The 25426-nt window shown below is 59.8% G+C and carries 20 protein-coding genes and 3 pseudogenes; 3 read left to right on the top strand and 20 right to left on the bottom strand.

Annotation, left to right across the window (positions count from 1 at the left end):
- Window positions 1-67: 67 nt before the first annotated feature.
- Window positions 68-1813: pseudogene (locus tag MUBE_RS01840) on the top strand (ATP-binding cassette domain-containing protein).
- Window positions 1814-1932: 119 nt separating this feature from the next.
- Here the strand turns inward: MUBE_RS01840 and MUBE_RS19240 are convergent.
- The 16 genes and pseudogenes from MUBE_RS19240 to MUBE_RS01760 all read right to left on the bottom strand — a co-directional run.
- Window positions 1933-2537: pseudogene (locus MUBE_RS19240) on the bottom strand (type III polyketide synthase); the annotation flags it as partial.
- A 95-nt stretch (window positions 2538-2632) separates the two neighbouring features.
- Window positions 2633-4042 (bottom strand): argininosuccinate lyase, encoded by a 1410-nt coding sequence (gene argH, locus MUBE_RS01830; protein ID WP_116539239.1) that lies wholly within the window; start codon window positions 4040-4042, stop codon window positions 2633-2635.
- A 78-nt stretch (window positions 4043-4120) separates the two neighbouring features.
- A complete protein-coding gene (locus MUBE_RS01825) occupies window positions 4121-5317 on the bottom strand; it encodes an argininosuccinate synthase (RefSeq protein ID WP_116539238.1) in 1197 nt (398 codons plus the stop codon).
- Window positions 5317-5820, bottom strand: a complete 504-nt coding sequence (locus MUBE_RS01820; RefSeq protein WP_116539237.1) for an arginine repressor — start codon at window positions 5818-5820, stop codon at window positions 5317-5319. The genes MUBE_RS01825 and MUBE_RS01820 overlap by 1 nt, the downstream gene beginning before the upstream one ends.
- A gap of 72 nt (window positions 5821-5892) precedes the next feature.
- Window positions 5893-6825, bottom strand: coding sequence for an ornithine carbamoyltransferase (argF, locus tag MUBE_RS01815; protein ID WP_116539236.1), 933 nt, complete (start codon window positions 6823-6825; stop codon window positions 5893-5895).
- Complete coding sequence (locus tag MUBE_RS01810) at window positions 6822-8024, bottom strand: acetylornithine transaminase (RefSeq protein WP_116539235.1); 1203 nt, start codon at window positions 8022-8024, stop codon at window positions 6822-6824. The genes argF and MUBE_RS01810 overlap by 4 nt, the downstream gene beginning before the upstream one ends.
- Window positions 8025-8073: 49 nt before the next feature.
- Window positions 8074-8967: an acetylglutamate kinase gene (argB, locus tag MUBE_RS01805; protein WP_116539234.1), complete on the bottom strand. Its 894-nt coding sequence runs from the start codon at window positions 8965-8967 to the stop codon at window positions 8074-8076.
- 7 nt (window positions 8968-8974) lie between these two features.
- Window positions 8975-10159: a bifunctional glutamate N-acetyltransferase/amino-acid acetyltransferase ArgJ gene (gene argJ, locus MUBE_RS01800; RefSeq protein WP_424399015.1), complete on the bottom strand. Its 1185-nt coding sequence runs from the start codon at window positions 10157-10159 to the stop codon at window positions 8975-8977.
- Between the two features lie 26 nt (window positions 10160-10185).
- Window positions 10186-11229, bottom strand: a complete 1044-nt coding sequence (gene argC, locus MUBE_RS01795) for an N-acetyl-gamma-glutamyl-phosphate reductase (RefSeq protein ID WP_116539232.1) — start codon at window positions 11227-11229, stop codon at window positions 10186-10188.
- Window positions 11230-11405: 176 nt separating this feature from the next.
- Window positions 11406-11765, bottom strand: coding sequence for a hypothetical protein (locus MUBE_RS01790; RefSeq protein WP_116539231.1), 360 nt, complete (start codon window positions 11763-11765; stop codon window positions 11406-11408).
- Between the two features lie 293 nt (window positions 11766-12058).
- The gene (locus tag MUBE_RS01780) at window positions 12059-12238 is read right to left on the bottom strand and encodes a PE domain-containing protein (protein WP_116539229.1); all 180 of its coding nucleotides are present in this window, start codon (window positions 12236-12238) and stop codon (window positions 12059-12061) included.
- Window positions 12239-12434: 196 nt separating this feature from the next.
- Window positions 12435-14930 (bottom strand): phenylalanine--tRNA ligase subunit beta, encoded by a 2496-nt coding sequence (gene pheT / locus MUBE_RS01775; RefSeq protein ID WP_116539228.1) that lies wholly within the window; start codon window positions 14928-14930, stop codon window positions 12435-12437.
- Window positions 14930-15982: a phenylalanine--tRNA ligase subunit alpha gene (pheS, locus tag MUBE_RS01770; protein WP_116539227.1), complete on the bottom strand. Its 1053-nt coding sequence runs from the start codon at window positions 15980-15982 to the stop codon at window positions 14930-14932. Before pheS ends, pheT begins: the two co-directional genes overlap by 1 nt.
- 116 nt (window positions 15983-16098) lie before the next feature.
- The gene (locus MUBE_RS16695) at window positions 16099-16428 is read right to left on the bottom strand and encodes a hypothetical protein (RefSeq protein WP_243632736.1); all 330 of its coding nucleotides are present in this window, start codon (window positions 16426-16428) and stop codon (window positions 16099-16101) included.
- A gap of 70 nt (window positions 16429-16498) precedes the next feature.
- Window positions 16499-16687, bottom strand: a complete 189-nt coding sequence (locus tag MUBE_RS16690; RefSeq protein ID WP_243632735.1) for a hypothetical protein — start codon at window positions 16685-16687, stop codon at window positions 16499-16501.
- Between the two features lie 315 nt (window positions 16688-17002).
- Entirely contained in the window at window positions 17003-17977 is a 975-nt protein-coding gene (locus MUBE_RS01760; protein ID WP_116539226.1) for an adenylate/guanylate cyclase domain-containing protein, read from the bottom strand.
- Window positions 17978-18136: 159 nt separating this feature from the next.
- Between MUBE_RS01760 and MUBE_RS01755 the strand changes: the two are divergent.
- Window positions 18137-19180, top strand: a pseudogene (locus MUBE_RS01755) (oxygenase MpaB family protein).
- Window positions 19181-19248: 68 nt separating this feature from the next.
- On the opposite strand, the gene MUBE_RS01750 reads toward MUBE_RS01755, so the two are convergent.
- From MUBE_RS01750 to infC, 4 genes are all read right to left on the bottom strand, one after another.
- Window positions 19249-20028 carry a TrmH family RNA methyltransferase gene (locus tag MUBE_RS01750; RefSeq protein ID WP_116539225.1) on the bottom strand — a complete coding sequence of 260 codons (780 nt, stop codon included), beginning with the start codon at window positions 20026-20028 and terminating at the stop codon, window positions 19249-19251.
- Between the two features lie 25 nt (window positions 20029-20053).
- Window positions 20054-20443 carry a 50S ribosomal protein L20 gene (rplT, locus tag MUBE_RS01745; protein ID WP_116539224.1) on the bottom strand — a complete coding sequence of 130 codons (390 nt, stop codon included), beginning with the start codon at window positions 20441-20443 and terminating at the stop codon, window positions 20054-20056.
- Between the two features lie 53 nt (window positions 20444-20496).
- The gene (gene rpmI, locus MUBE_RS01740) at window positions 20497-20691 is read right to left on the bottom strand and encodes a 50S ribosomal protein L35 (protein ID WP_116539223.1); all 195 of its coding nucleotides are present in this window, start codon (window positions 20689-20691) and stop codon (window positions 20497-20499) included.
- Window positions 20692-20753: 62 nt separating this feature from the next.
- Window positions 20754-21362 (bottom strand): translation initiation factor IF-3, encoded by a 609-nt coding sequence (infC, locus tag MUBE_RS01735; RefSeq protein WP_243632753.1) that lies wholly within the window; start codon window positions 21360-21362, stop codon window positions 20754-20756.
- A gap of 534 nt (window positions 21363-21896) precedes the next feature.
- Between infC and lysX the strand changes: the two genes are divergently transcribed.
- Window positions 21897-25226 carry a bifunctional lysylphosphatidylglycerol synthetase/lysine--tRNA ligase LysX gene (gene lysX, locus MUBE_RS01730; RefSeq protein WP_116539307.1) on the top strand — a complete coding sequence of 1110 codons (3330 nt, stop codon included), beginning with the start codon at window positions 21897-21899 and terminating at the stop codon, window positions 25224-25226.
- Window positions 25227-25426 lie beyond the last annotated feature (200 nt).

The raw sequence follows: 25426 nt of genomic DNA, 5'->3' as shown, positions 1-25426 counted from the left end.
AATCGCCCGACTCCGCCTCCCATCGCCCTGCGGTGGACATCGTCGGCAAACTACGGCCGGCCCGGTAGTGCACCTATTGGGAAATGAGGCCGTACATCTGGAACATCTGACGCAGTGGTGTTCGAGTCAGTCACACTCGAGGTGAGCGATGGCGCGCGCATCAACATCTTCAGGCCGCAACGGCGATGGAAAGTCCAGTTTGCTGGAGTTGCTAACGGATCAGCTGCAGCCGGACTCCGTCCGTATGACCTGGTGCAGCGGATTGTGGGTCAACGTGTTGCGCGAGGTTAACACCCACGACCAGCAACGCATTATCGGTTGGACGCTGGTCGGCGACCAAGCCCAACATCAGTGGGCAAGCAACGCGCATATCCGCAACTTGGTCAGCCGGATGAACTCCAACATTGCTTGGAAAGCAACTAGTTTCACACTCAGTGGCAGACAATATCGACGAGTAAAACTGGCCAAACTGCTAGTGGGCGATTAAGACGTGATCACTCTTGATGAGCCCACCAATCATCTGGATAGCGAGGGCATCATCTGACTGGTCGGCAATCTGCAACAACGCTGGGCACGCAACACCGGCGGGCTGCTGCTAATGACACACAATCGCTGGTTTCTGGACGAAGTCGCTACCACGACATTCCGAAGACAGGTACGCAACGTATGTGTTACAGCGTGTCGAACTAGACCGGCTGGCCACCAGGGTCGCGGTCAAGCGGCAGAACCTTATGCGCAAGGAGTTGGCCTGGTTACGTCGCGGTCCTCCGACGCGCATCTCGAAACCCAATTTTCGAATCGAGGCCGCCAACAGGCTGATCGCCTACATGCCACCACTACGCAACACCGTCGAGTTGGCCAAACTAGCAACGCCATGACTCGGAAAGAACGTCATCGATCTGCTGTACGTGTCAGTCTCGTTTGACGGCTGTCCGATATTGTATGATATTAAATGGCAGGTTGATTAGAATGAGCGTACTAGAATTGCCGGAGCCAACAGCGCCGGAAAGTAGATGCTACTGGGATTGATCGTCGGTCCATTGCGCCCGACGCCAGGCATGTTAAGCACGGCCAGACCATCCAGCTAGCGGTTCTTGATAAACAGGGCGATCAGCCAGCACCATTCTTACGCGACCGGATCGCCAAGGTGTTGGGCCGACTACGCGGCAACTATCAAGTCGAGGGCCGTAAGGTCACCTCGACTCAGTTGTTGGAGCAACTCGGCTTCACCCCGCGAGCAGTTGTCCACGCGAGTCGCTGAACCCTCTGGCGGTCAGCGGCGGCGGTTGTAGCTCATACTTAACCTTATTGTCCGAACCGAACATGTTGCGTCTCGACAAACCCACCGATGACATCAATGCCGATATACTGAACGCGACCGAGGACTTGCTCGACTCCTGGACGGCCACCTCCGATCATCGTCGTCTCACATGAGCGGTACCTACTAGAGTGTGCCACCGACCAGCAAGACGCGATTTTCGACGATCGGCTGCGGCATCGGCCAGGAGGCATTGACGAATAACTGTGGTTAAGCGCATCCGCCAAGTATCTTGGCTACCAAGGCCGCGGCGCCGGCGTGACAGGCGATATCGGGCGCTGAGCGGCGTGCTGGCGAGAAGGAGTTGGCGTCGATCGATTGCCAACTCGCCCACCGCGCTGACTGGATCGCAACTAAACACTCCAAACTCACCGAGCATGACCAGTCCGACCACGTCGCGGCGACTCGACTGACACGAAAGTTACACACCCTTGAAGACTGAGGTCGCAGCCAAGGAAAGTCAGCGGGTTCAGCCTTTCAGAAATCGTCGAATAACGGCAGCGTCCGGGCCGCCAGGACCGGCTGACCGGCTGCATTTACCCACTCAGCACACTCATCGCGTTCCGCGCACGCAATAGCCCCCTGGTTAGGATGGGCCATTGCCGGTCATCAACTCAATGCCAGCGCAGCAACACAAGTTCTGCGCAGAATCCGGGCCCCATCGCGATCATCAGCCCTGAACTCCCGCTGGGCGACGGTTTGGCAGTAGCGTCACGTAATATGCGCAGCACCGACTCCGGCAAAAGGCTAGCAATCTCACTCAACGAGTACCAGGTCAACTCGAGCGCCTCAGAGGGCAATCCAAAGCTCTTGGTGATCACATGAATGATCTTGAGACCACCGGGATGGCTAACCCACGCACCAATGTCGTCTTGTTCAACCCATGCAAAGCGAGAAAGTCCCGTGACGTAATCGGCCAGGTGCCGCTCAACAAACACCCGTCAGTTCCGGATACAACACCACTTAGAGGCCCGTAGAACTGGCATTCCAACCCCTATTATCCATAATATATAGTGATTTCAAGGTATAGAAGGCTTCATAAGTCGAGGATGTCCGGCCCGCTGGCGCGGACTTGCCCGTCTTCGACGCGACATTCGCCGACTGCCACCACCACGGCTGCGTGGTCACTGAACAGCGCCGTCCTCACCAGTCCCGACACAGTTGGCTGGATTGCGAGATAAGTGAGCGAGCAAAGCTCGACCGATACCAGGACCGCAACGACGAATAGCTCAACCCAATCACTTAGAGCTCGAAGTCTAGCCCACTGACAACCGTCCGGCAAAAGAGTCGATGGTGGCCCATCTAGGCCGACCGCTAGCGGAGCCGGCCTCGCAGTGCGTCGCAATTCGCCAGCACCAAATTCAGTTGGTCCGCGACTTGAGTTGGCGCGGTACCACCGCGGGCAGCCCGCGACGACACCGAACCCTCGGCCGTCAGCACCTCACGGACCTGCGGCGTCAACTCGACGCTGATAGCAGTCAGTTCATCGTCAGTCAGCTCCTCGAGTCCGACACCACGATCCTCGGCGACCCGCACCGCTGCACCCGCAGCCTCATGCGCGGATCGAAACGGAACACCTTGGCGCACAAGCCATTCAGCGACATCGGTGGCCAACGTATAGCCAGCCAGAGCCAGGGCGCCCATCCGTTCGACGTTGAACGTCAAGCTGGATACCAAACCGGCCATAGCCGGCAGCAACAGTTCCAGCTGGGCCACCGAATCGAACACCGGCTCCTTGTCTTCCTGCAAGTCGCGGTTGTAGGCGAGCGGCTGAGCTTTCAAGGTTGCCAGCAGTCCAGCCAGGTTTCCGATTAGTCGCCCGGACTTGCCGCGGGCCAGCTCAGCAATGTCCGGATTCTTTTTCTGCGGCATAATCGAGCTGCCGGTGGACCACGAATCATGCAACGTGACGTAGCCGAACTCCGTTGAGCTCCAGATAATGATGTCTTCGGCCAGCCGCGACAGATCGACAGCGATTATAGCGAAGACGAATGCCGCCTCGGCCGCAAAATCGCGGGCGGCAGTCGCATCGACGGAATTGTCAGCTGCGGCCGTGAACCCCAGGTCATGGGCAATCGCGTCCGGATCCAGGCCTAACGACGAGCCGGCCAATGCTCCCGAACCATACGGGGACACTGCGGCCCGTTTGTCAAAGTCGACGATCCGGTCCACATCACGCAGCAACGGATGCGCGTGTGCCAACAGATGGTGTGCCAGCAGGATTGGCTGGGCAGACTGCAGATGGGTCTTACCGGGCATGATAACGCTCGGGTGCGCGGCCGCCTGGCCGGCCAGTGCATCGACAACCGCGAGCGCACCGGCAGCGACCCGTCGCACCGCGTCACGTAGCCACATCCGGAACAGCGTGGCCACCTGATCGTTACGAGACCGGCCGGCTCGCAGCCGGCCACCTAAATCGGGACCGACCCGATCGATCAGCCCACGCTCCAATGCGGCGTGCACGTCCTCGTCAGTAACCAGAGGGCCAAAACTACCGTCGGCAACATCCTCGGCGAGGCTGTCTAACCCAACCAGCAACCTGTCGCACTGCTCTTCATTGAACAATCCAGCCCGGAATAACACTTTCGCGTGCGCCCGAGACGCAATGATCTCATAGGGAGCCAGTGCCCAGTCGAAATGGGTCGACTTGCTCAGCACAACCAACTCCTCTGAAGGACCGGCGGCGAACCGCCCGCCCCACAACGAACCCTGATTGGTGCTCATAAGCCTGTCACTCCATCCCAAGTGTGAATCTAACAACGCCTTGTCGACCTGTCGCGTCGCTTAGTTCACACTCGTGCCTCACCTCAAGTCCCTACGTGCCGCGAGTTTCGATGACAACCCGTGCACGTAGACGAAGCCTCGGGCAGCAGACTGGTCGAAGGTATCCCCTTCCCCGTAGGTGGCCAAATTGAAATCGTACAGGGATTCAGCACTGCGCCGTCCATTCACCGCAATGTGGCCGCCATGCAACACCATTCGGACTTCACCGGTAACATGCTGTTGCGTCGTTGCGGCAAAACTCTCCAGTGCTGCTTTCAGCGGCGAGTACCACAGTCCGTCATATACCAGTTCGGCCCAGCGCTGATCCGTCTGACGCTTGAAGCGTCCCAACTCGCGCTCCAGCGTAACGTGTTCGAGTTCAGCATGCGCAGTGATGAGCACCATCGCCCCGGGTGCCTCGTAGATCTCGCGGCTCTTGATACCCACCAGTCGGTCCTCGACAACGTCTAGACGCCCGACACCCTGCACGCCAGCGCGGCGGTTGAGTTCCTCGATAGCGCTCAGCACTGACACCGGATTGCCGTCAATCGACACTGGCACTCCCCGCTCGAACCCGACGATCACCTCGTCCGGAGTGTTCCAATTAACGGTAGGGTCATCAGTGTAGGAGTAGACGTCCTCGGTGGGTGCATTCCACAGATGTTCCAGGAAGCCGGTTTCCACTGCGCGACCCCACACATTCTGGTCAATCGAGAATGGCGAACGTTTCGTGACATTGATGGGGATGGCGTTCTCCTGAGCGAACGCGATCGCTTTCTCTCGCGTCCATGCGTAGTCGCGCACCGGAGCGAGTACTTCGAGATCCGGTGCTAGCGAAGCGAATCCGGCTTCGAATCGAACCTGATCGTTACCCTTGCCGGTGCAACCGTGCGCGACGATGCCGCCACCGTGCTCACGCGCGGCCGCTACCAAGTGTTTGACGATCAGCGGTCGGCTGATCGCGGACACCAGCGGATACCGATCCATGTACAGCGCGTTGTTCAAGATAGTGGGCAAGCAATAGCCCTCGGCGAACTCGTCGCGGGCATCAACAACGACGACCTCAACGGCGCCGCAATCCAATGCCCGTTGACGTACGACCTCCATGTTCTCACCGCCCTGACCGAGATCGATCACCACCGCCACGACCTCACGGCTAGTCTCCTTGCCGATCCAGCTGATCGCTACCGAGGTATCAAGCCCTCCGGAATACGCCAGGATGACGCGTTCTGACATCAACCAATCTCCTTGCTTTCGAGAATAATGGCCAGCTCAGAGCCAGTCATCGGCTCACGGGCAACCACGAAGACGGTGTCGTCGCCGGCGATGGTACCAACCACGTACGGTAGAGCTGCACGATCGATCGCGCTTGCCAAGTAGTCAGCTGCACCGGGTGGAGTACGCAGCACGGCGAGGTTTGCACTGGAGTCGGCGGACACCAGCAGCTCATTTAACAACCGAGACAGTCGCCCGGTACCGCCGGACACGCCGCGTACTAGGCTGCCCTCCTCAGGGACAACGTAGACCCCGACACCGCCATCGGCGCCACGCAATTTCACCGCGCCAAGCTCTTCGAGATCTCGCGACAGCGTGGCCTGAGTGACATCGATGCCCTCATCTACGAGCAGCGCCGCCAATTCGCTTTGACTGCGCACTGATGCCGATGACAGTATAGCCACAATGCGGGCCTGGCGACCTGCCCGGGTGGTCTCGGATACGACCTTAGGACCGCTAGTCATTTGCGCCGCTCCTCTCCCCCCAAGCGGGAAGTGCCCCCACAGCGTTCCCCCTGCATCGTCGCCGGCGCAGAGTCATCGTGACCGCTCCAGCAGCCACACCAGCAGCGCCTTCTGCGCGTGCAGCCGGTTCTCGGCCTCATCCCAGACCGCGCTGGTCGGTCCGTCCATAACCTCGTCGGTGATTTCGTCACCGCGGTGCGCCGGAAGGCAGTGCAGCACAATAGCTTCCGAGTCGGCCAGCCCCACAAGTCGAGTATTGACCTGAAACGGCCAAAACGGCTGGACCCGGTCCAGCCCGTCGTTCTCCTGTCCCATCGAGGTCCAGGTGTCGGTGACCAGGACGTCGGCGCCCACAGCAGCCGCGTCCGCATCGACGGTCACGGTCACCGACGCGCCGGTCGTCTCCGCACGCTGCCTGGCAGCGGCCAATACTGACGGATCCGGTGCAAAACCTACTGGGGCAGCGACAGTGACGTAGACGCCTGCGGTGACCGCACCAAGCATCAGCGAATGAGCTATGTTGTTGGCCCCATCGCCAAAATAGGACAGCCGCAAGCCATTCAATGAGCCCTTGCGCTCTGCGATGGTCTGCAGATCGGCCAGTACCTGGCACGGATGGAACTTGTCGGACAGTGCGTTGACTACTGGCACCGTCGCAGCCGCCGCCATGGCATCTAGCCGATGTTGACCGAAGGTCCGCCAGACGATGGCATCGACGTAACCAGATAACACCCTTGCCGTGTCCTGTAAGGTTTCATCGCGGCCCAGCTGGGTGCTGCCCCCGTCGACAACAACGGGATGCCCGCCGAGCTGCACAATGCCTATCTCGAACGAAAACCGGGTGCGAGTGGAGTTCTTGTCAAAAATGACCGCGACCGCACGCGGACCCTCGAGGGGACAGTGGCTGAACGGGTTCTTCTTCAGATCGGCAGCGAGCGCCAGGACATCGGCCTGCTCGGCCGGCGACAGATCGTCATCACGCAAAAAATGTCGTAGACCGCTCATGTTGCTGCCTCGACGGCGTCTAGAATGCTTGGCAGAGCGGCGATGAAGCTGTCGATCTGGGACTCGGTGATGATCAGCGGCGGGGCTAACCGGATGACCCCGGGTACTGCGGCGTTGACCAAAAACCCGGCGTCGCGCGCAGCCGTCTCAGTGTCTTTAGCACAGGGCGCGGTTAACACGATGCCCAATAGCAAGCCGCGCCCGCACACCCGTTCGATCAGCGGGTGACCAAGTGATTCGATATCACAGCGCATTGATTCGCCCAACACCTCAGTACGCCGTACCAGGTCCTGGGCCGCCAGTACCCGCAACACCGCAAGTGCCGCCGCGGTGCAGACCGGGTTGCCGCCGAAGGTGCTGCCATGCAGACCCGGCGTCAACAACTCTGCGGCCGGCCCGGTGGCCAGGCACGCCCCGATCGGAAGCCCGCCGCCGAGGCCCTTGGCCAAGGTCACCACATCGGGGGTGATGCCGGCGTGTTGGTGGGCGAAAAAGGCACCGGTGCGGCCCATACCAGTCTGCACCTCGTCGAGCACCAGTAAGGCACCATGTAGCGTCGTGATATCCCGGGCAGCAGCAAGGTAGCCTTCGGGCGGGACAACGACACCGCTCTCCCCCATGATCGGCTCAAGGAACACTGCGGCGGTGTCGTTGTCGACCACGGCAGTCAGAGCACCGACCTGACCGTAGGGCACATGCGTGACGTGGCCAGGCAATGGCGCGAACGGCGCCTGCTTGGCGGGCTGACCGGTCAACGCCAGTGAGCCTATCGTCCGGCCATGGAAAGCTTCCTGCGCAGCAACCAATTTCGTGCGGCCCGTGAGCCTGGACAGTTTGAAAGCCAGTTCGTTGGCTTCGGTACCGGAGTTACAGAAGAACACCCGCGTCTGTGTGTCGGCACCCAGTAGAGCGACCAGTTCTTCGGCAAGCACGATACCCGGTTCGGTGGCATACAGGTTAGACGTGTGCCCCAGAGTGGCCACCTGCTGCGTGACGGCCTCGATAACCGCCGGGTGACAATGGCCAAGAACGTTTACCGCGATACCGCCTAGCAGGTCCAGATAGGTATTGCCGTCCACGTCGGTGACCACCGCGCCGTCACCACTGGCCAGAACTACCGGTGGGATACCGTAATTGTTCATCATCACGGTTTCCCAGCGGTGCCGCATAATCGCAGTGTTGGTCAGTGTCTGGGTCATGGGCACCGCTCCTCTCCATCGCTTCGCTCCGCATCGTCGCCGGCGCGTGTCATGCACTCACCACTTTGGTGCCGGTGCCTTCATTGGTGAACAACTCCACCAACACACAGTGTTTGACCCGCCCGTCGACGACGTGCGCACTGGGCATGCCGCCGGTTACGGCACGCAAACACGCCTCAACTTTAGGAATCATTCCCGCCTCTAATGTGGGTAGCAGTTGTGCCAGTGCGGCGGAGTCAATTTCGCTGACCAGCGAATCCCGGTCTGGCCAGCGGGTGTACAAGCCTTCGACATCGGTCAGCATCAACAGCTTTTCGGCTCCCAGAGCTTCGGCCAGCGCCGCAGCAGCGGTGTCGGCGTTGATGTTGTGCACCACGCCGTCGCTATCTGGCGCAAGTGTCGACACCACAGGGATACGGCGCGCGGAAATCAGATCAAGCACCGCGGCGGTGTTGACCTGCTCTATGTCTCCAACCAGGCCGATGTCAGTCGCCACACCGTCGACAGTGACGCTGCGCCGCACAGCGGTGAAAAGTTGTGCATCCTCGCCAGTGATGCCCACTGCGTAGGGCCCGTGCGCGTTGATCAGGTTGACCAGTTCACGGCCCACCTGCCCAAACAACACCATCCGCGCGACGTCGAGCACTTCCGGTGTGGTGACCCGGAAGCCACCCTTGAAGTCACCTTCGATGCCAAGCCGACGCAGCATGGCGGTGATCTGTGGCCCGCCGCCGTGCACAACGACCGGATGGATACCGCAGTTACGCAGGAACGCCATATCAGCGGCGAACGCACGCCGCAACGTGTCGTCAGTCATAGCGTTGCCACCGTATTTAACCACGACAACCTTGCCGTGCAACTGCTTCAGCCAGGGCAAAGCTTGGGCCAAGACCTGCGCCTTGACCTGGGTAGATAATGCTTCGACGTCGTCGGTACGGTTCATCGGACAGTCACGAACTGTAGGCCGAATTCTCTTCGACATAGGCGTGCGACAGGTCGGTGGTCCGGATAGTGGCAGAGGCGTCGCCGACTCGGAGGTCGACAGTGATATCGATATCAGCAGCTGAGAGGTCTACGTCACGCGCACCCGGCGCACCGACTCCGTCTATACACACCGCAGAACCGTTGAACGACACGCAGATTCGATCAGGATCGAGCGTGACTGGTGCCGTCCCGACGGCCGCGAGCACCCGCCCCCAGTTGGGGTCCGACCCGAATGCCGCAGTCTTGACCAGACTGTCACGGGCAATTACCCGAGCGGCGGTCAGCGCGTCATCATCGCCGGCGGCCCCGGTTACGGTCACTGTGACGCGCTTCGTAACACCCTCGGCGTCGGCCTGTAGTTGTGTGCACAGGTCGCCGCAGACCTGCCGGACAGCGTCATCGAGATCTGCCTGCGGCGGAGCGATCCCGCTGGCACCGGATGCCAGCAACAGGACAGTATCGTTGGTGGAACAGCAGCCATCAATGTCTAGTCGGTCAAATGTATGGGCAGTGGCGTGGCGCAGCACCTGATCAAGTACCGCCGGCTTCACAACCGCGTCGGTGGTGAGCACACACAGCATGGTGGCCAATGACGGCGCCAGCATGCCCGCACCTTTGGCCATTCCGCCAACCGTCCACTTGTTGCGATGGTGCAGCGCAACCTGTTTAGGTACGGTGTCGGTGGTCATGACGGCCTGGGCAGCGTCGTCACCTCCGGCCAGCCCTCCAGCCATCTCATGCACGATCTCGCGGACCCCGGCAAGCACTTTGTCCATCGGCAGCCGGTCGCCGATCAGCCCGGTGGAGCAGACGGCAACCTCGATTGCTCCGGTTTCGGTCCCCCAATCCGACAATGCTGCGGCCACCGCCTCCGCGGTGGCGTGGGCGTCCTGAAAGCCCGCGGGTCCAGTGCAGGCGTTAGCGCCACCGGAATTGAGGATCACAGCACGCAGCTGACCAGTACTCAGCACCTGCTGCGTCCACAGCACCGGCGCAGCCTTGACTTTGTTGCGGGTGAATACTCCGGCAGCCGCATAGTCAGGCCCTTCATTGAAAACCAGGGCCAAGTCTGGGGCCCCCGATGCCTTGATTCCGGCAGCGATACCGGCGGCCCGAAAGCCCGCGGGAGCGGTGACGCCCTGTGCGCGCATCAACCGCGTCTCATTGGCTATCTCGGTCACGGTGCCACCCCAACCACTGAAAGGCCCTCTATTTCCGGCCAACCCAGCGCTAAGTTCATCGACTGTACAGCGGCACCAGCGGTACCCTTGACGAGGTTATCGATCGCCGAGATGGCGATGAACGTCTCAGCTTCCTGGTCCACCGCGATAGCAATATGTGCCGCGTTACTACCAATCACCGCACCGGTGCAGGGCAGTTGTCCCTCAGGCATCAGGTAGACACAAGGCTCTGTTTGGTAAGCCTTTTCATAGGCTGCGCGTAGCTGCGAGAGCGGCAAGGAGGTGCGCGCGGTGCAGGTGGCTAGAATGCCACGGGAGGTAGGGATCAGCACCGGGGTGAAGGACACGGTGACGGCACGATCAGTCACCGTTCGCAGCCCCTGCACGATCTCAGGAGTGTGCCGGTGGATGCCGCCAATGCTGTAAGCCCGCGCCGACCCGATGACCTCCGAGCCGAGTAACTCGGTCTTAGTCGCACGACCGGCTCCGGAGGTACCGCTCACCGCGACCACCTGCACGGCGGGTTCGATAAGGCCCTCCGCCATCGCAGGTAGCAACGCCAGTAGTGCGGCCGTAGGATAGCAGCCGGGAACCGCGATGCGGCGTGCACCTTGTAGCCGCTCCCGACCACCGGGCAGTTCCGGCAACCCATATGGCCAGCTGCCGGCATGCGGAGATCCGTAGAATCGACCCCAGGCGTCGGCGTCGGCGAGCCGGAAGTCCGCACCACAGTCGATGATTAGGGTTTCTGGACTCAGTCGTTCGGCCAGCGCTGCCGAATGTCCGTGCGGCAAACTAAGAAAAACCACGTCGTGACCAGCCAGCACGGGCAACTCGGTAGGCTCGAGTACTCGCTGAGCCAGCGGAGTCAGGTGTGGATGGTGCTCGCTGAGCGTGTCACCCGAACTGACCGCGGCGGTTAGTGCGCCGATTGCCAGCCGGTGGTCGGCGTGCGCCGGATGCCCAAGTAACAACCGAAGGATCTCGCCGCCCGCATAACCGCTGGCACCGACTACCGCCACTCTTATCGTGTGGGCCATTTTATGGAGTGTGAATGATTATGCATGGATTTGCAAATTCATACTGTTCGGCACCGGATTGATGGACTTCGCCTTGTTGACGACCTAAGCGTCATATTGCATGGCTGTGATGGAGGTGCAGTACGGACCATTTCGCCGTTCGACCGCCACACGACCGTACGCGGACGACTGCCAGCCTAGACCCCTAACACTGCGGCAACATCGTCCGCGTCCATCTGAACGTCGCTGACAGCCTGGACAAAATGGACACCAGCGATCTGCAATGTAGTTAACCCGGGAGCAGCATCTTGTCCAGCTAGCATCAGGCAACTAATGCTCTGAGGAAAGCTAGTATAGACGTCCTGCAGCGCAGCGAACCCCGTAGTAACGACCGGCTCAACCAACATCAGGTTGTTAACATCAGACGCGAGCTCGACGTCGACAGTCCCCAGCAGACCAAGTCCGCCCAGGGCACTCGGCCCAGCCAGTACAATGCATCTTGAACTCGGCAGCGCAGTAAGCCCAGTCAGCACCCGTACCAGCCGACAGGAAAGCATTGTCGGCGTCCATCAAAGTCGGGACGGGCTATAGCTGTTCAACACCAGCGAAAGCGACCTTTCTCACCATCATCCACTCACTAGCAGCTTCAACTGCCACAAACCTGGCGGACAAATCCTGTCTGAGCGTCACGACGTCGGCGCCAGTTTCAAACCAGCCCAGCACTGGCGCTCTGCAGTACAGCGATCCCAGCTGCAGTGTTGGCAGCTGTAGCGCTGAGATATGCATCCACGCCAGCCTGCAACGAGTTGACAAATTCGTCACGAAACGCGGCCGCGTGGGGGTTGAGAGTTTAGCACTCCCGGCCGAAGTCGCCAAACAGCGTCGCGACCGCAACCGATATAGTCAATGTATCATTCTCAGCAACAGCAACCACTGCAGTCGTGGTTGCCGCGACGACCGCGGAAGACTCAATCAGCGTCGAGCGAATACCGGCCAAACTGTGAGCCGTAGACTCAATCTGCTCAGACATCACGCCTAGGAACAACCTACTCTATTTTCCCTCGACTCACTACAGCTATCACGCGACGGCGATCAAGGCACACCGACAGTAATAAAATTTCACGTAGAATTTTATGCTTCGCGAAGGAACGTCAGCATCAAAGTTTAGTCTGAACACGTTGCACCAACGCACGGGCGACACGCACCCTATAAGTTTGAAGAAGGCTTTAGGTGCGCAATGTCGCACCGACCCGTTCGGCGGCGCACCGTACCGCAGCGTCGCGGGCCACGCTGGCGTCGTCTTCGGTGAGCGTGCGATCAGGCGCGCGAAATCGCAGTGCAAATGTCAACGACTTGCATTCCTCGCCAATCTGCGGACCAGTGAAGACATCGAACAATCGAATGTCCTCGAGCAACTCGCCAGCACCCTCACGAATGGCGTCCTGCACCTCCTGAGCGGGAACCTGTGCCGACACCACGAGGCTGACATCCTGCAACACAGCAGGAAATGGCGACACCCGAGGTGCCGGCAATCCTTCGGCAATAGGAATAGCAGCAAGGTCCAACTCGATCGCGCAGGTGTCCTTCGGCAGACCGGCACGCTCAATCACGGCCGGATGCAGCTGCCCGGCATGGCCGACGGGCTTTTCATCAACAAATACCGCAGCGCACCGACCCGGATGCCACGGCAGATATTGGACCGCCCGAAAAACCACATCGACTCCGCTGGCCCGTGCAACGATGCGCACCGCCTCAAATGCGTCGGCGGCCTCAGCTCGACGGCCAGGACCCCACGGCCCTCGCGGTTCCCGCAACCCAGCCAACACTGCGGCCACGTGCTGTGGCTGCCGGGGCAAGGACGCGTCCAGCATGGCGATTTCAGCATCGGTCGGTCGACGGTCGACGGGGATGGATCCTACGCTGCCAGTCCGCTCGGTCGACTCGACCACCCGCGCGATAGCAAACAACGCAACGTCGACGAGACCTCGAGATACATTGCTCCCCAACACTTCCAGCAACGCTGGCAGCAACGTGGTGGCGAGCTGCGGACGATCGGACTCCAGCGGGTTGAGCACTCGCGTTGTCGTCCGTCGCGGGTCATCAACCGGCAATCCCCAAAGGTCGAACACATCGGCAGGCAAAAACGGTGTCGGCAAGATCTCCACATAGCCGGATTGGGCCAACACTTTGCCAATCGCACGGTGACGCTTTTGCACCGCGGTGAGTCCCCGACCCGCGGATGCGGGCGGCAACACCGAGCCGATAACCTCTAGCCCTTCCAGCCGCATCACCTCCTCGACAAGGTCAGCGGGCTGTAGTAGATCAGGCCGCCAACTCGGCGGAGTGACAGTCAAGGTGTGACCACGTTCGGTAACCACAGCGCCGATCTGGCTCAGCCGCCTGGCAGTTACACCTTGGCTATAAGCGACCCCTGCAACCTGGTCCGGCAGATCGACCGCAATCCGAATCGGCGGCAATGACCAATCATCCCGCGGCGGGTCACCCCGCCAATCGGTCAGAGTGGGCGAAACCGCTCCCCCAGCGATACCGGCGAGCAGTGTCGCACACCGATCTAGGGCAACGACCGAGATAGCCGGATCCACTGCCCGTTCATAACGGCGGGCAGCCTCGCTGGGCAGGCGCAGCCGCCGCTGGGTGCGCGATACCGCCGCCGCGTCCCACACCGCGGCCTCCAGCAGTACATCGGTGGAGTCGGGACGCACCTCGGTGCTGGCGGCACCCATCACGCCACCGATTGCCATGGTCGCGACGTCATCGACAATGAGGACATCAGTAGGATCAAGCCGACGCTCGATGTCATCAAGGGTGACGACAGTCTCGCCGGGCCAAGCAAACCGCACGTTGAAGCCCCCGGTAATACGGTTGCGGTCGTGGGCGTGCAGCGGATGACCGAGTTCCAGCATCACATAGTTGGTGACATCCACTGCCGGTGCGGTCGCACGGATACCGGAGAGCAGCAGCCGACGCTGCAGCCACCACGGCGACACGGCGGCAGGATCGATCCCGATGACTGGACGCAAGGCGAACCGCCGAACTCCCGTTTCAGGCTGCACCGTCAACGGCCACGCCTGTCCCTCGACCGGCAACGGCGGCACCACTTGGTCGCTGGCCGGATCGACGAAGTCAAGGCCGTAGGCGCATGCGATCTCACGGGCTAAGCCTCGCAACGAAATGCAGTACCCACGGTCAGGGGTGATCGCCAAATGGTAGACCACATCGTCGAACCCAAGTACTTCGACACCGTCAGACCCTGGTTTGGCGGTTCCGGGCGGCAGCACCAAGATCCCGGAACGGTACGCACCTAAACCGAGTTCGGCCACCGAACAGATCATCCCGTCAGAGTGGCGACCATAGATCTTGCGGGCCGTGATGACGAACCCGCCAGGCAGTGTAGTGCCAGGAAATGCTACTACGACCAGATCGCCAACAACGAAATTTGTTGCACCACAGACTATCTCATACTGCTGATCATCTCCGACGTCGACCATACAGGCACGGATCGATTTTTTGAAGCCAGTGAGTTCTTCGATATCGGTGACCCGTCCCACGGCCAACGGACCATCGACCGGGCCGAGGGTAATGATCTCTTCGACTTCATGGCCTATACGTACCAGCGTCTGCTCAAGATCACCGGGGGCAACGTCCCAGCCCGGAGCTCCGACCGAGATGATCTCGCGCAGCCAGCTATGCAGAACGCGCATCAGGCACCTACCCCGAACGGCAACGAGAATCGAACGTCGCCTTGGACCATGTCGCGCATGTCGGGAATGCCGTTGCGGAACTGCAGGGTGCGTTCCAGGCCCATCCCGAATGCGAAACCCGAATAAACCTTCGGGTCAATTCCAGCAGCTTGCAACACGTTTGGGTGCACCATTCCACAGCCGCCCCACTCTACCCAGTCAGCGCCGCCCTTTTTGTTCGCAAACCACACATCGAACTCGGCGGACGGTTCGGTGAAGGGGAAGAAGTGTGGCCGGATCCGGGTACGCGCAGACGGTCCGAACTCGGCACGCGCAAAAGCATCCAGTGTTCCTCGCAGATGAGTCATGGACAGACCACGGTCCACTGCAAGGCCTTCGACTTGATGGAAGACGGGCGTGTGGGTGGCATCGAGTTCGTCGGTACGGAAGGCACGACCAATTGAGATGATGTAGACTGGCAGCTCGCGCTCGAGCAAAGTCCGTACCTGCACCGGTGAAGTATGGGTTCGCAGCAACCGCCGTGAACCGTCCGGCGCAATGTAGAAGGTGTCTTGTTCACTACGCGCGGGGTGATCCGCAGGGAAGTTGAGGGCGTCAAAGTTGAACTGCTCAGTCTCGACCTCGGGCCCGTCGGCTAGTTCCCATCCCATCGCGATGAAGGTGTCGACTATGTGCTCAGCCAATATCGAGATCGGGTGCCGTGCGCCGATCGGCTGCCGTGTTGACGGCAAGGTGACATCGATACATTCGGCGATCAGCACGGCCGCGTCGCGCTCGGCCCGCAGCGTCGCCAATCGCTCGTCGTAGCCGCGCTGGACCTCGCAGCGGGCGATGTTGACATGCTTGCCGACATTGGCCCGGTCAGCCTTCGACACGCTAGCCAGCGCTTGTCGAGCGAGCGCCAGCGGCGAGCGGTCACCGAGGTGTTCAGTCTTGGTGCGCGCTAACGCGTCGAGATCGTTGGCAAGCGCAATGGCTTGATGAGCAGCATTGACGGCCTTGGCCAGTGCTTTCGACGACAACATCGACAGATCGACAGGCTGATCACCCACGCGGCGACACTCTCCTTACTGACGAGGCCGGTCGTACTGCCCACATCGGCGCTGAGTTGGGCTGGACTTGCCCGGCTTCTCCTCGGTCCGCTGCATAAGCCTGACGCAAGTGCCGATCATAAGTGATTGGACCCATGACCTTCGCGACCGCTTACGATCACGTGGTGGGACCAGCAAGCACTGACCGCAAGGTCAGACGTGACCATCAGCTGCGGACCAGTCAACGTGTCCGCCGGCACGGGATTACGCGCTGTGATCAACCGGAGTGACCAGTGGGCCAGCACGGCGCCCTGCACACAGTATGCCAGCGCAGCAACCATTGACGCCCAGCGGTGGGGCAGCACCATGAATCCGAACTCCGAGGATGCCGCCAACACCAGACACCGCACCAGTGTCTGGTGGATCGGTCGACGGAACCGGACCGCCACCCACACCCCCAGGATCACGGCGACGGGGTGCTCCGCATTGGTGAAATTGGCGTACAGGAGCCTTGGGGTGAAGACCGCAGAATACTTACTAGCTAATCCAAGCCACCCGCCACCGCCGCGGAATCGCCGTCGCTAGCGCTCCCACCACATCATTGCTTATCCCGACGTCACTGACCCGGATGATCGACACTGACAGCCAACCAAACTCGACCGCCGTCGCAAGAGTAGCGACCATCACTAATGTCGCGCCGACATAGCCGACCGGCAATGACACCATCAGCCGGATGGTGCGCAAACGCAGTTCAGTTGAGAGCCAGCAGACACGTCAACAAGGTACTCCCCAAGTAGAGCGGACCGGCATCGACGACAAATGTGCTGGACAAAAAGGATCATTAGGTGTCCATGGAACAGGTGGTGCAAATTGGTGCTCTAGAGTGCCCAATGATCAAATTTCTGAGCATGCGGACCAAGCACCAAGATTGCGATGCTGACTGCGGCCAGAACTGTCACAATAACCAACGGTGAACCGAACCAGAGCGAGCCAAAACAAGGTCCCGTAAATCAACACGGTCCCGTAAATCGTCGACATCCACTATGGCAGGGAATTTGTTTCTGCTGTCTCATCTGAAGCTATCAACTCCCTAGGAGTCTTGAGGCGATAAATCGCCATGTTCGAGGGAATACCGGTGAGTTTGCTGGCGAACATGGATCTACGGACGCGCCTGACAACAACACCCAGTTCGTCCAGCTCACTTTGCGTTATCAAGTCTAGGGTGGGGCCGGACACCATAATGCCACCTTTTGTCGCACGCTCCATCACGCGCGCGGCTATATTGACGTCGACACCTAGCCAGTCAGCAGCCAGCCGTTGCGGCCGGCCAGTGTGTATTCCAACCCGAATGCGCGGTGTGTAACCTTCGACCTCAACCAATTTCATTGCTTCTGTAGCGGCGAGTACGGCCTGTACGGCGATTGTCGGATCACGGAACACCACCATGATCCCGTCCCCCATTCGTTTGACGATATGCCCGCCAGCGTCGAGCAGCGGCGCCTCAACAGCGCGCGCTACCTGTCGCAGCAGTGCCAGAATCGCCTCGTCACCAGCTTGCAACGACCATTCGGAGAAACCAACCAGGTCGGTGAAGACCAGCGTCACCTCTTGATTAGCCGGCCGTCGAGAAATGGCCTCAGTCAACGCTTGCCACACCTGCAGCACACCCAGACTTACCTCACGCGACGCCGCGCCACGATCCCCCAACAGCCGGTCGGCCGCTCGTGCCGCAGCACGCGGACCCCCCTCGCCTGCGATGGACAGCGGGTCACCAAAGTCAGGATCGCCAGGCAAAATGCGTCGAGCCCGCCGGACCATCGCCACCAGCCTGGGGCTGCGGTTTGTGGTGTGTAGCCACTGCGCCGCATTGTGCATTGACACCGAAGAGCGTCGTAGGAAGGCCCGCACCAATGCGGTGACCGTGTCCTCGTCCGGTTCTCGAGGCGCGGCCGGGGTCCCATCGCGAGGCGCGCCTTCCACTTGGCCAGGGTAGGTGGATTTCGCGGACGGGGGCAATGGTGTTTATGTCACAACACCCAGTAAACGACCCGATCACGCCGTTGCGACACCAATGTTAACAATCGATAACTCCCCGTATCAGCAGGTGTCGAAAATTTAGACAATGTGTGTTATCATACCTTTATTGTGGGCGCAATAATTGCGTAGGAGGCCGTGGTGACTGCTACTTCGAAGACACCCGGTGAACCGCTCGGGCCTGATCCACTCACCCGGAAGTATTTCGGTGATGTAAAGTATTTCAGTGGTGTGCGTACCGGAATAGTACAGGGCGTGGGTCGGCGCGATCCAGAGCATGCGATCCTGATGCGCGAGCCGTTGCAGCGGGTGACTCGATCGATGTATCCGATCGTGGACGTCGTCTATGACGATAATCGAGCGGCTCAGACGAGTCTAGTAGGTCAAGAGTCACCACACCACGATCAAGGGCGTTGACGCCGCCGGGTGTCGCTATCACACGCTGAATCCGGAGACGTTTTCCTGGGCGCACACGACGTTTTTCATGCTGGTCGTCAAGGTAGCCGAATATTTTTGTGGCAGCCTGGCCGAGGACGAGAAGCAGCAGCTGTTCAACGGACACGTGCAGTGGTACCGAATGTATGGGATAAGCATGCGGACGATGCTCGACTCATGGGAGGAGTTTCGGCAATCCTAGGCCCGAATCTACCGCGAGGAGCTGTAGATTAACCAGGCCACCCTGGATATCTTCCAAATGCGGATTCCCGAGCCAAAGCTTGTACTCAATACCAACACCGATCTTGGACCAGCTGTTCAAACCATTGGTGGCGGGTCAACGCTGGGTCGCGGCTGGACTATTTGACCCTGACGTTCAGCAAAAAAGCGGGAATGCACTAGACACCAGGCAACGAGGTGTTGCTGCGACTGTTTGATAAGTTGGCCGAGTTGACGTTCCCAACGAAATCCGGCTGCATCCGCGCGCTGGTCAACTACCGTCGGACTCACGGGCGACTACCCAGCGACGCTCCGTTGGTGGAGGCACCAGGCTTTATGGCGTAACCACGTGACCACCACGGGCTGCCAATGCACCATATTCCTTATATTTCTTTCCTCCTCTCCGTACCACCTCTGCTGACACACCCTCGGCCATTCTCGGCACCGCCCCACTCGGACTCTGATGGAGCGGGCGGGATCGCTGGGTGCATGTACCACTACCCGCGGCCTGCGGCTGGTGCAGCACCCTAGATAAAGCTGAGTAATTCAGTGCTTTATCAGAGCTCGCGTGCGCTGCGTCGTTAGCCGCCGTGCGGCGGCTAACGACGCAGCGCACGCGAGCTCTGATAAAGGCAGATAGCTGCGGCCACGGCCACGTTCAAGCTCTCCGCACCACCGACCATCGGAATACTCACCCGAAAGTCCGCGGCTTCTGCGATTTCGGTTGACAAACCGTGTGATTCAGGCCCGAAAAGCCAGGCTGTCGGCTTGTCTAGCAGCGACTCGGCTTCGTCAAGGGGCGTCTCACCGTCGACCGTGGTGGCCAGCACTTGTAGCCCAGCGGCGCGGAACTCCATTACGGCAGCGTAGGCATCAGGCGCCACGACAACCATTATCGAGAAGATACTGCCAGCCGAGGAACGCAGACATTTGCCGTTGTACGGGTCCACGGTGTGCCCACCAAAGATCACAGCCGCAGCGCCCATGGCATCGGCGATGCGAATTACAGTACCCGCGTTGCCTGGCTCACCGATCCCAACAGCGACCACAACCAGCCGGGGTGAGCTAGCCAGCACAGTCGCTAACCGGGTCATCGGCATTTCGCACACCGCGACCAACCCCGTCGGAGTGACTGTGTCGGAAAGCGCTTTTGCGGCACGCTCGCTTACTGGATAGACCGGACAATCCAGCACAGCCAGCAATGCAGCGTGCCGCTGGGCCGCGACTTCTGTGACAAATACGTCACGAACTAACCCACGTACCGAAGCAGCTTTGACAAGATTAGGGCCTTCAACGAGAAATCGCCTGGAGCGCCACCGCACAACTTGGCGATGCAACTTGACTGCCGCAACCACCCTGACGGAACGCTCCGTAAGCACCGGAGACAACGGCGCTGCCCGCAGGCTATGCAGCTTCTCTCGAGGGGGTGTTGACATCGTCGGGCAGCGCGGCACGGGCAATCTCAACGAGTACGGTGAACACTGCCGGGTCGCTGACCGCAATATCAGCGAGATTCTTGCGGTCTAAGTCGACACCCACAACCTTCAGGCCCTGGATCAACCGGTTGTAAGTGATGTCATTAGCGCGCGCAGCCGCATTGATCCGCGAAATCCACAATTTGCGGAACTCACCTTTACGCGCACGGCGGTCGCGGTAGGCATAACCCAACGAATGCAACTGCTGCTCTTTAGCTTTGCGATAGAGCCGGGATCGTTGGCCACGATAGCCTTTCGAAGCCTTCAGGACGGTTCGCCGCTTCTTGTGGGCGTTAACTGCCCGCTTTACGCGTGCCATGGATATTTCCTACTCTCGTTCGTACGTAACTGGCCAGAGGCTAACGCAACTGGTCAACCGTTCAACAGTGAATTGACTCGTTTGGCGTCGTTGGCCGAAACCGTTGTGCGGCCGTCTAGCCGCCGGGTGCGAGTACTCGGCTTGTGTTCGAGCAGATGCCGACGATTGGCTTTCTGACGGACAATCTTCCCGGTTCCTGTACACCGAAACCGCTTCGACGCTCCGCTGTGAGTCTTGGCCTTGGGCATGTTTCCTCAGTTCTGCTGTTTCTACTATTCAGCTGCTCACATTGTGCTGACTAACGCGCTAGTTAGTTCAATGAACCGTCAGCATTGCCAGCTACATCAAGATCCTGTGTTGACCCAGCCTCGGGTGCTCCCGAATGCCGCGCCCTGGCACGAGTCTTCGCGCCGCGATGCGGTGCCAGCACCATCGTCATGTTGCGTCCATCCTGTTTGGCCGACGTTTCGACAAAGCCGTATTCGGCGACGTCCGCACCCAGCCGCTGCAGCAATCGGTAGCCCAGCTCGGGCCGCGACTGCTCACGTCCGCGAAACATGATGGTGACCTTGACCTTCGATCCTGCTTCCAGGAAGCGGACCACGTGGCCCTTTTTGGTCTCGTAGTCATGATCGTCGATCTTGGGTCGCAGCTTTTGTTCTTTGATGACAGTCTGCTGCTGGTTGCGGCGGGATTCGCGCGCCTTCTGCGCCGCCTCGTATCTGTACTTGCCGTAGTCCATGATCTTGCAGACCGGTGGTCTGGCATTTGGGGCAACTTCGACAAGGTCGAGATCGGCGTCCGCAGCGACACGAAGTGCGTCCTCAATCCGCACGATGCCTACCTGCTCTCCCCCTGGACCGATCAACCGGACTTCAGGTACGCGGATGCGCTCATTGACGCGAGTCTCAGTGCTGATGGGGCCTCCCTTGTTGGGCCATAGTGGGCGCAATAGGCATCTACTTAGCTATCCTTAAGGTTGTTTTCCAGCAACTCCAGGTTGTCTTCTAGCAACGACCAGTGCTTGGCTCGATCGGGAAATCAGCAGTAGAAGCACCACACCATCAGCAAAAAACCCTACACAAGCAGGGCCCAATGCCGACCGATCACGGCTTGACACAACTCAAGCCGTCCACGTCACACGCGGAACAGGCACTACAAGATGCCTGTGACCGGACCCCTCAGCCTTGAAAATAATCTCGTAGCTAACGGTGGGAGTGGAACTCCGCTTACTGCTCCCGACCTTCGCCGGAATGGTCGTAGAGACCAGTCTAGCAGTCACGAGGCGTCACTCGGCACTTCGAGGCAAGGGCCGGGGTCAACCGACCTCTGGCGCGCGAGTTGCACCAGTCTGGCAAGTCGATAATCATTCTTTCACCGTCGACAATCGCTCTTGACCATTGTTGGCGCTTCGCCAGGCATTTCACAGTTTAAAGGAATATCCTCGCGGTCTGTGACAGTCGCTACACCTCGCTCAGGCAACCAGTCGCATTCCCAGTACCGCTGGGTACCGGCGGCAGCCGGCTGGACCGTCGGCATTATCGCCACGCTGTCGCTGGTAGCAAGTGTGTCGACTCTGGTCAGATGGCTTATCAGGGTCCCGCGCGAATTCATTAACAACTACCTCTTTAACTTTCCGGACACCAGCATCGCCTGGTCGTTTGTGCTGGCGCTGTTAGCCGCAGCGCTAACCGCGCGCAAACGCATCGCCTGGCTGCTGTTACTAGGCAATATGGTGCTCGCCGCCGTGTTGAACGCAGCGGATATGGCAGCGGGTGGCAACACTCCAGCCGAAACGTTTGGAGAAAACCTCGGGTTTGCAGTGCACATCGTCGCGATCGTTCTACTGGTTTTGAGCTATCGGGAATTCTGGGCCAAAGTCCGCCGAGGCGCGCTGGTGAAAGCGGCTGTGGTGCTGATTGCCGGAGGCGTGATCGGGATCCTATTGTCTTTGGGACTAGTCGAGCTATTCCCTGGATCGCTAGCGCGGCAGGACCGCCTGCCGTATGTGGCTAATCGGGTGGTCGGATTCGCCCTTGCCGATCCCGACCTGTTCACCGGCAAACCGCACGTCTTGCTCAACGCCATCTTCGGCTTGTTCGGTGCCCTCGCGTTAATCGCTGCCACCATCGTGCTGTTCCAATCCCAGCGTGCGGATAACGCCTTGACCGGCGAGGACGAGTCCGCTATACGCGGGCTACTCAAGCTGTATGGCAATAACGACTCACTGGGTTACTTCGCCACTCGGCGCGATAAATCGGTGGTCTTCGCGCACAGCGGTCGCGCGGCCATCACCTATCGAGTCGAGATCGGCGTCTGCTTAGCCAGCGGTGACCCAGTGGGCGACCCTAGGGCGTGGCCGCAGGCCGTCGACGCGTGGTTAGGGCTTTGCCAGACATACGGTTGGGCACCCGGTGTGATGGGGGCCAGTTCGCAGGGCGCCCGGGTATTTCGTGAGGCCGGCCTAAACGCCATAGAACTCGGCGATGAGGCGATCTTACGGACCGCTGATTACAAGCTTTCCGGCCCCGACATGCGCGGAGTGCGCCAGGCGGTGACACGGGCACGCCGGGCCGGACTAACCGTACGCATCAGACGACACCGCGACATCTCCGCCGACGAAACAGCAGACATCATTGCTCGTGCTGACGCCTGGCGCGACACCGAATCCGAACGTGGCTTTTCGATGGCACTGGGCCGGCTTGGCGATCCGGCTGATTCGGACTGCCTGCTGGTCGAAGCAGTGGACCGCGACAACCATGTCGTTGCAATGCTGTCGCTGGTCCCGTGGGGAACCACCGGCGTTTCACTGGACATGATGCGACGTTCTCCACAATCTCCGAACGGCGCTATCGAACTCATGGTCAGCGAGCTAGCTCTCAACGGAGAGCCCCTTGGTATTACCCGTATTTCGTTAAATTTTGCCATGTTTCGCGCCGCATTCGAACAAGGTGCTCAACTCGGCGCCGGCCCAATTGCACGGTTATGGCGGGGGCTGCTGTTATTTTTCTCGCGGTGGTGGCAGTTGGAGACACTGTACCGTTCGAACATGAAATACCTCCCTGAATGGATCCCCCGCTACGCCTGCTACGAGGATGCCCGGCTGATTCCGCGAGTAGGGGTTGCCTCGGTTATCGCCGAAGGGTTCCTCGTGTTGCCGTTCAGCCGGCGCGACCGAGTACACACTGGCCATCATCCGGCTGTGCCAGCACGGTTAGTCGAATCCGGGCTACTACATCACGATGGGTCGACTCCAGACGTCAGCGGATTGCAACCTGTGGATGCCGATTTGAAAGTAGTGAATTCCCGTCTCCCCGAACAAGTCCGGGTGCGCTTGGCTAAGCTTAAGAGGTTGCAGCACAACGGTATTGATGCCTATCCGGTGGGAAATCCACCCAGTCATACGGTAGCCCAGGCGCTAGACGCCGACGACCAAGACGCCGTCTCAATATCCGGACGCATACTGCGTATACGTGACTATGGCGGTGTGCTGTTCGCCAACGTGCGTGACTGGTCAGGCGAAATGCAAGTACTGCTCGACAATTCGGTGATCGAGCGCTGCTGCACCGCGGATTTCACCGCGACTATTGATCTGGGCGATCTAGTTGAAATGACCGGGAACATGGGCTTCAGCAAAAACGGCACCCGCTCGCTGATAATCCGCAACTGGCGGATAATTGGTAAATGCCTGCGACCGCTGCCGAACAAATGGAAGGGGTTAACCGACCCAGAAAACCGGGTGCGAACCCGCTATGTCGATCTGGCGGTCAATACTGAGTCTCGTGACCTGATCATGGCTCGCAGCAACGTGTTACGCTCGGTCAGGGAAACATTGTTCGCCAAGGGATTCATTGAAGTCGAGACCCCAATCCTGCAGCAGATCCACGGCGGTGCCGCCGCTCGGCCATTCATCACTCACATCAACACTTATGACATGAACCTGTTCCTGCGCATAGCCCCGGAGCTTTACCTCAAGAGACTGTGCGTCGGGGGCGTGGAGCGGGTCTTCGAGCTGGGCCGGGCCTTCCGCAACGAGGGGGTGGATTTCAGTCACAATCCGGAGTTCACCTTGCTCGAGGCCTACCAAGCACACGCAGACTACCTGGTGTGGATCGACGGCTGCCGAGAATTGACCCAAAAGGCCGCCGAAGCCGCGAACGGTGCACAGATCATGATGCGGCCGCAGATTGAGGGAGCCAGCGGAACCGCTAACCACCTCGAACCGATCGACATCTCCGGTGTCTGGCCAGTGAAGACCGTATACGAAGCGGTATCCGAAGCGCTCGGAGAATGCGTCGACACCAGCACCGAACTCACTACTCTACGTAACCTGGCCGACGCCGCACACATCCCTTATCAAGCACATTGGGATGCTGGCGCGGTGCTACTGGAGCTCTATGAACACCTGGTTGAGGACCGAACCGAGCAACCGACGTTCTACATCGACTTTCCAACGTCCGTGTCGCCGCTAACTCGGCCACATCGCAATAAGCTCGGCGTCGCCGAGCGTTGGGACCTGGTGGCGTGGGGTGTAGAGTTAGGCACCGCCTACAGTGAACTCACCGACCCGATGGAGCAGCGACGCCGTTTACACAAGCAGTCCTTGTCGGCCGTCGGTGGAGACCCTGAAACGATGGAGCTCGACGAAGACTTCCTGCAAGCCATGGAATACGCGATGCCACCCACCGGCGGCCTGGGAATGGGTATAGACCGTCTTGTGATGCTGATCACCGGCCGGAGCATCCGCGAAGCGCTGCCGTTCCCACTGATCAAGCCACACTAACTCGGCGATGGCCACAGGTATAGCAACAAGATTCGCAACGACCGCCACTAAATGCTTAACAATCAAACGTGAAGGATACTTTGACAGCGACGACAGGCTAGGCGTTGGACCGCCTTGCCCTGGCTGGACATCCCGAGACTGCTCAGCACATCCCTCTCGAGGCAGGCAGCCAAGGCATCGGACACCGGAGCCAGCAAAGC

Origin of the sequence: Mycobacterium uberis, assembly GCF_003408705.1 — a bacterium.
GTDB lineage: Bacteria > Actinomycetota > Actinomycetes > Mycobacteriales > Mycobacteriaceae > Mycobacterium > Mycobacterium uberis.
Note: the sequence above shows the minus strand (reverse complement) of the source record. Positions and strands in the feature narration are given on the sequence as shown.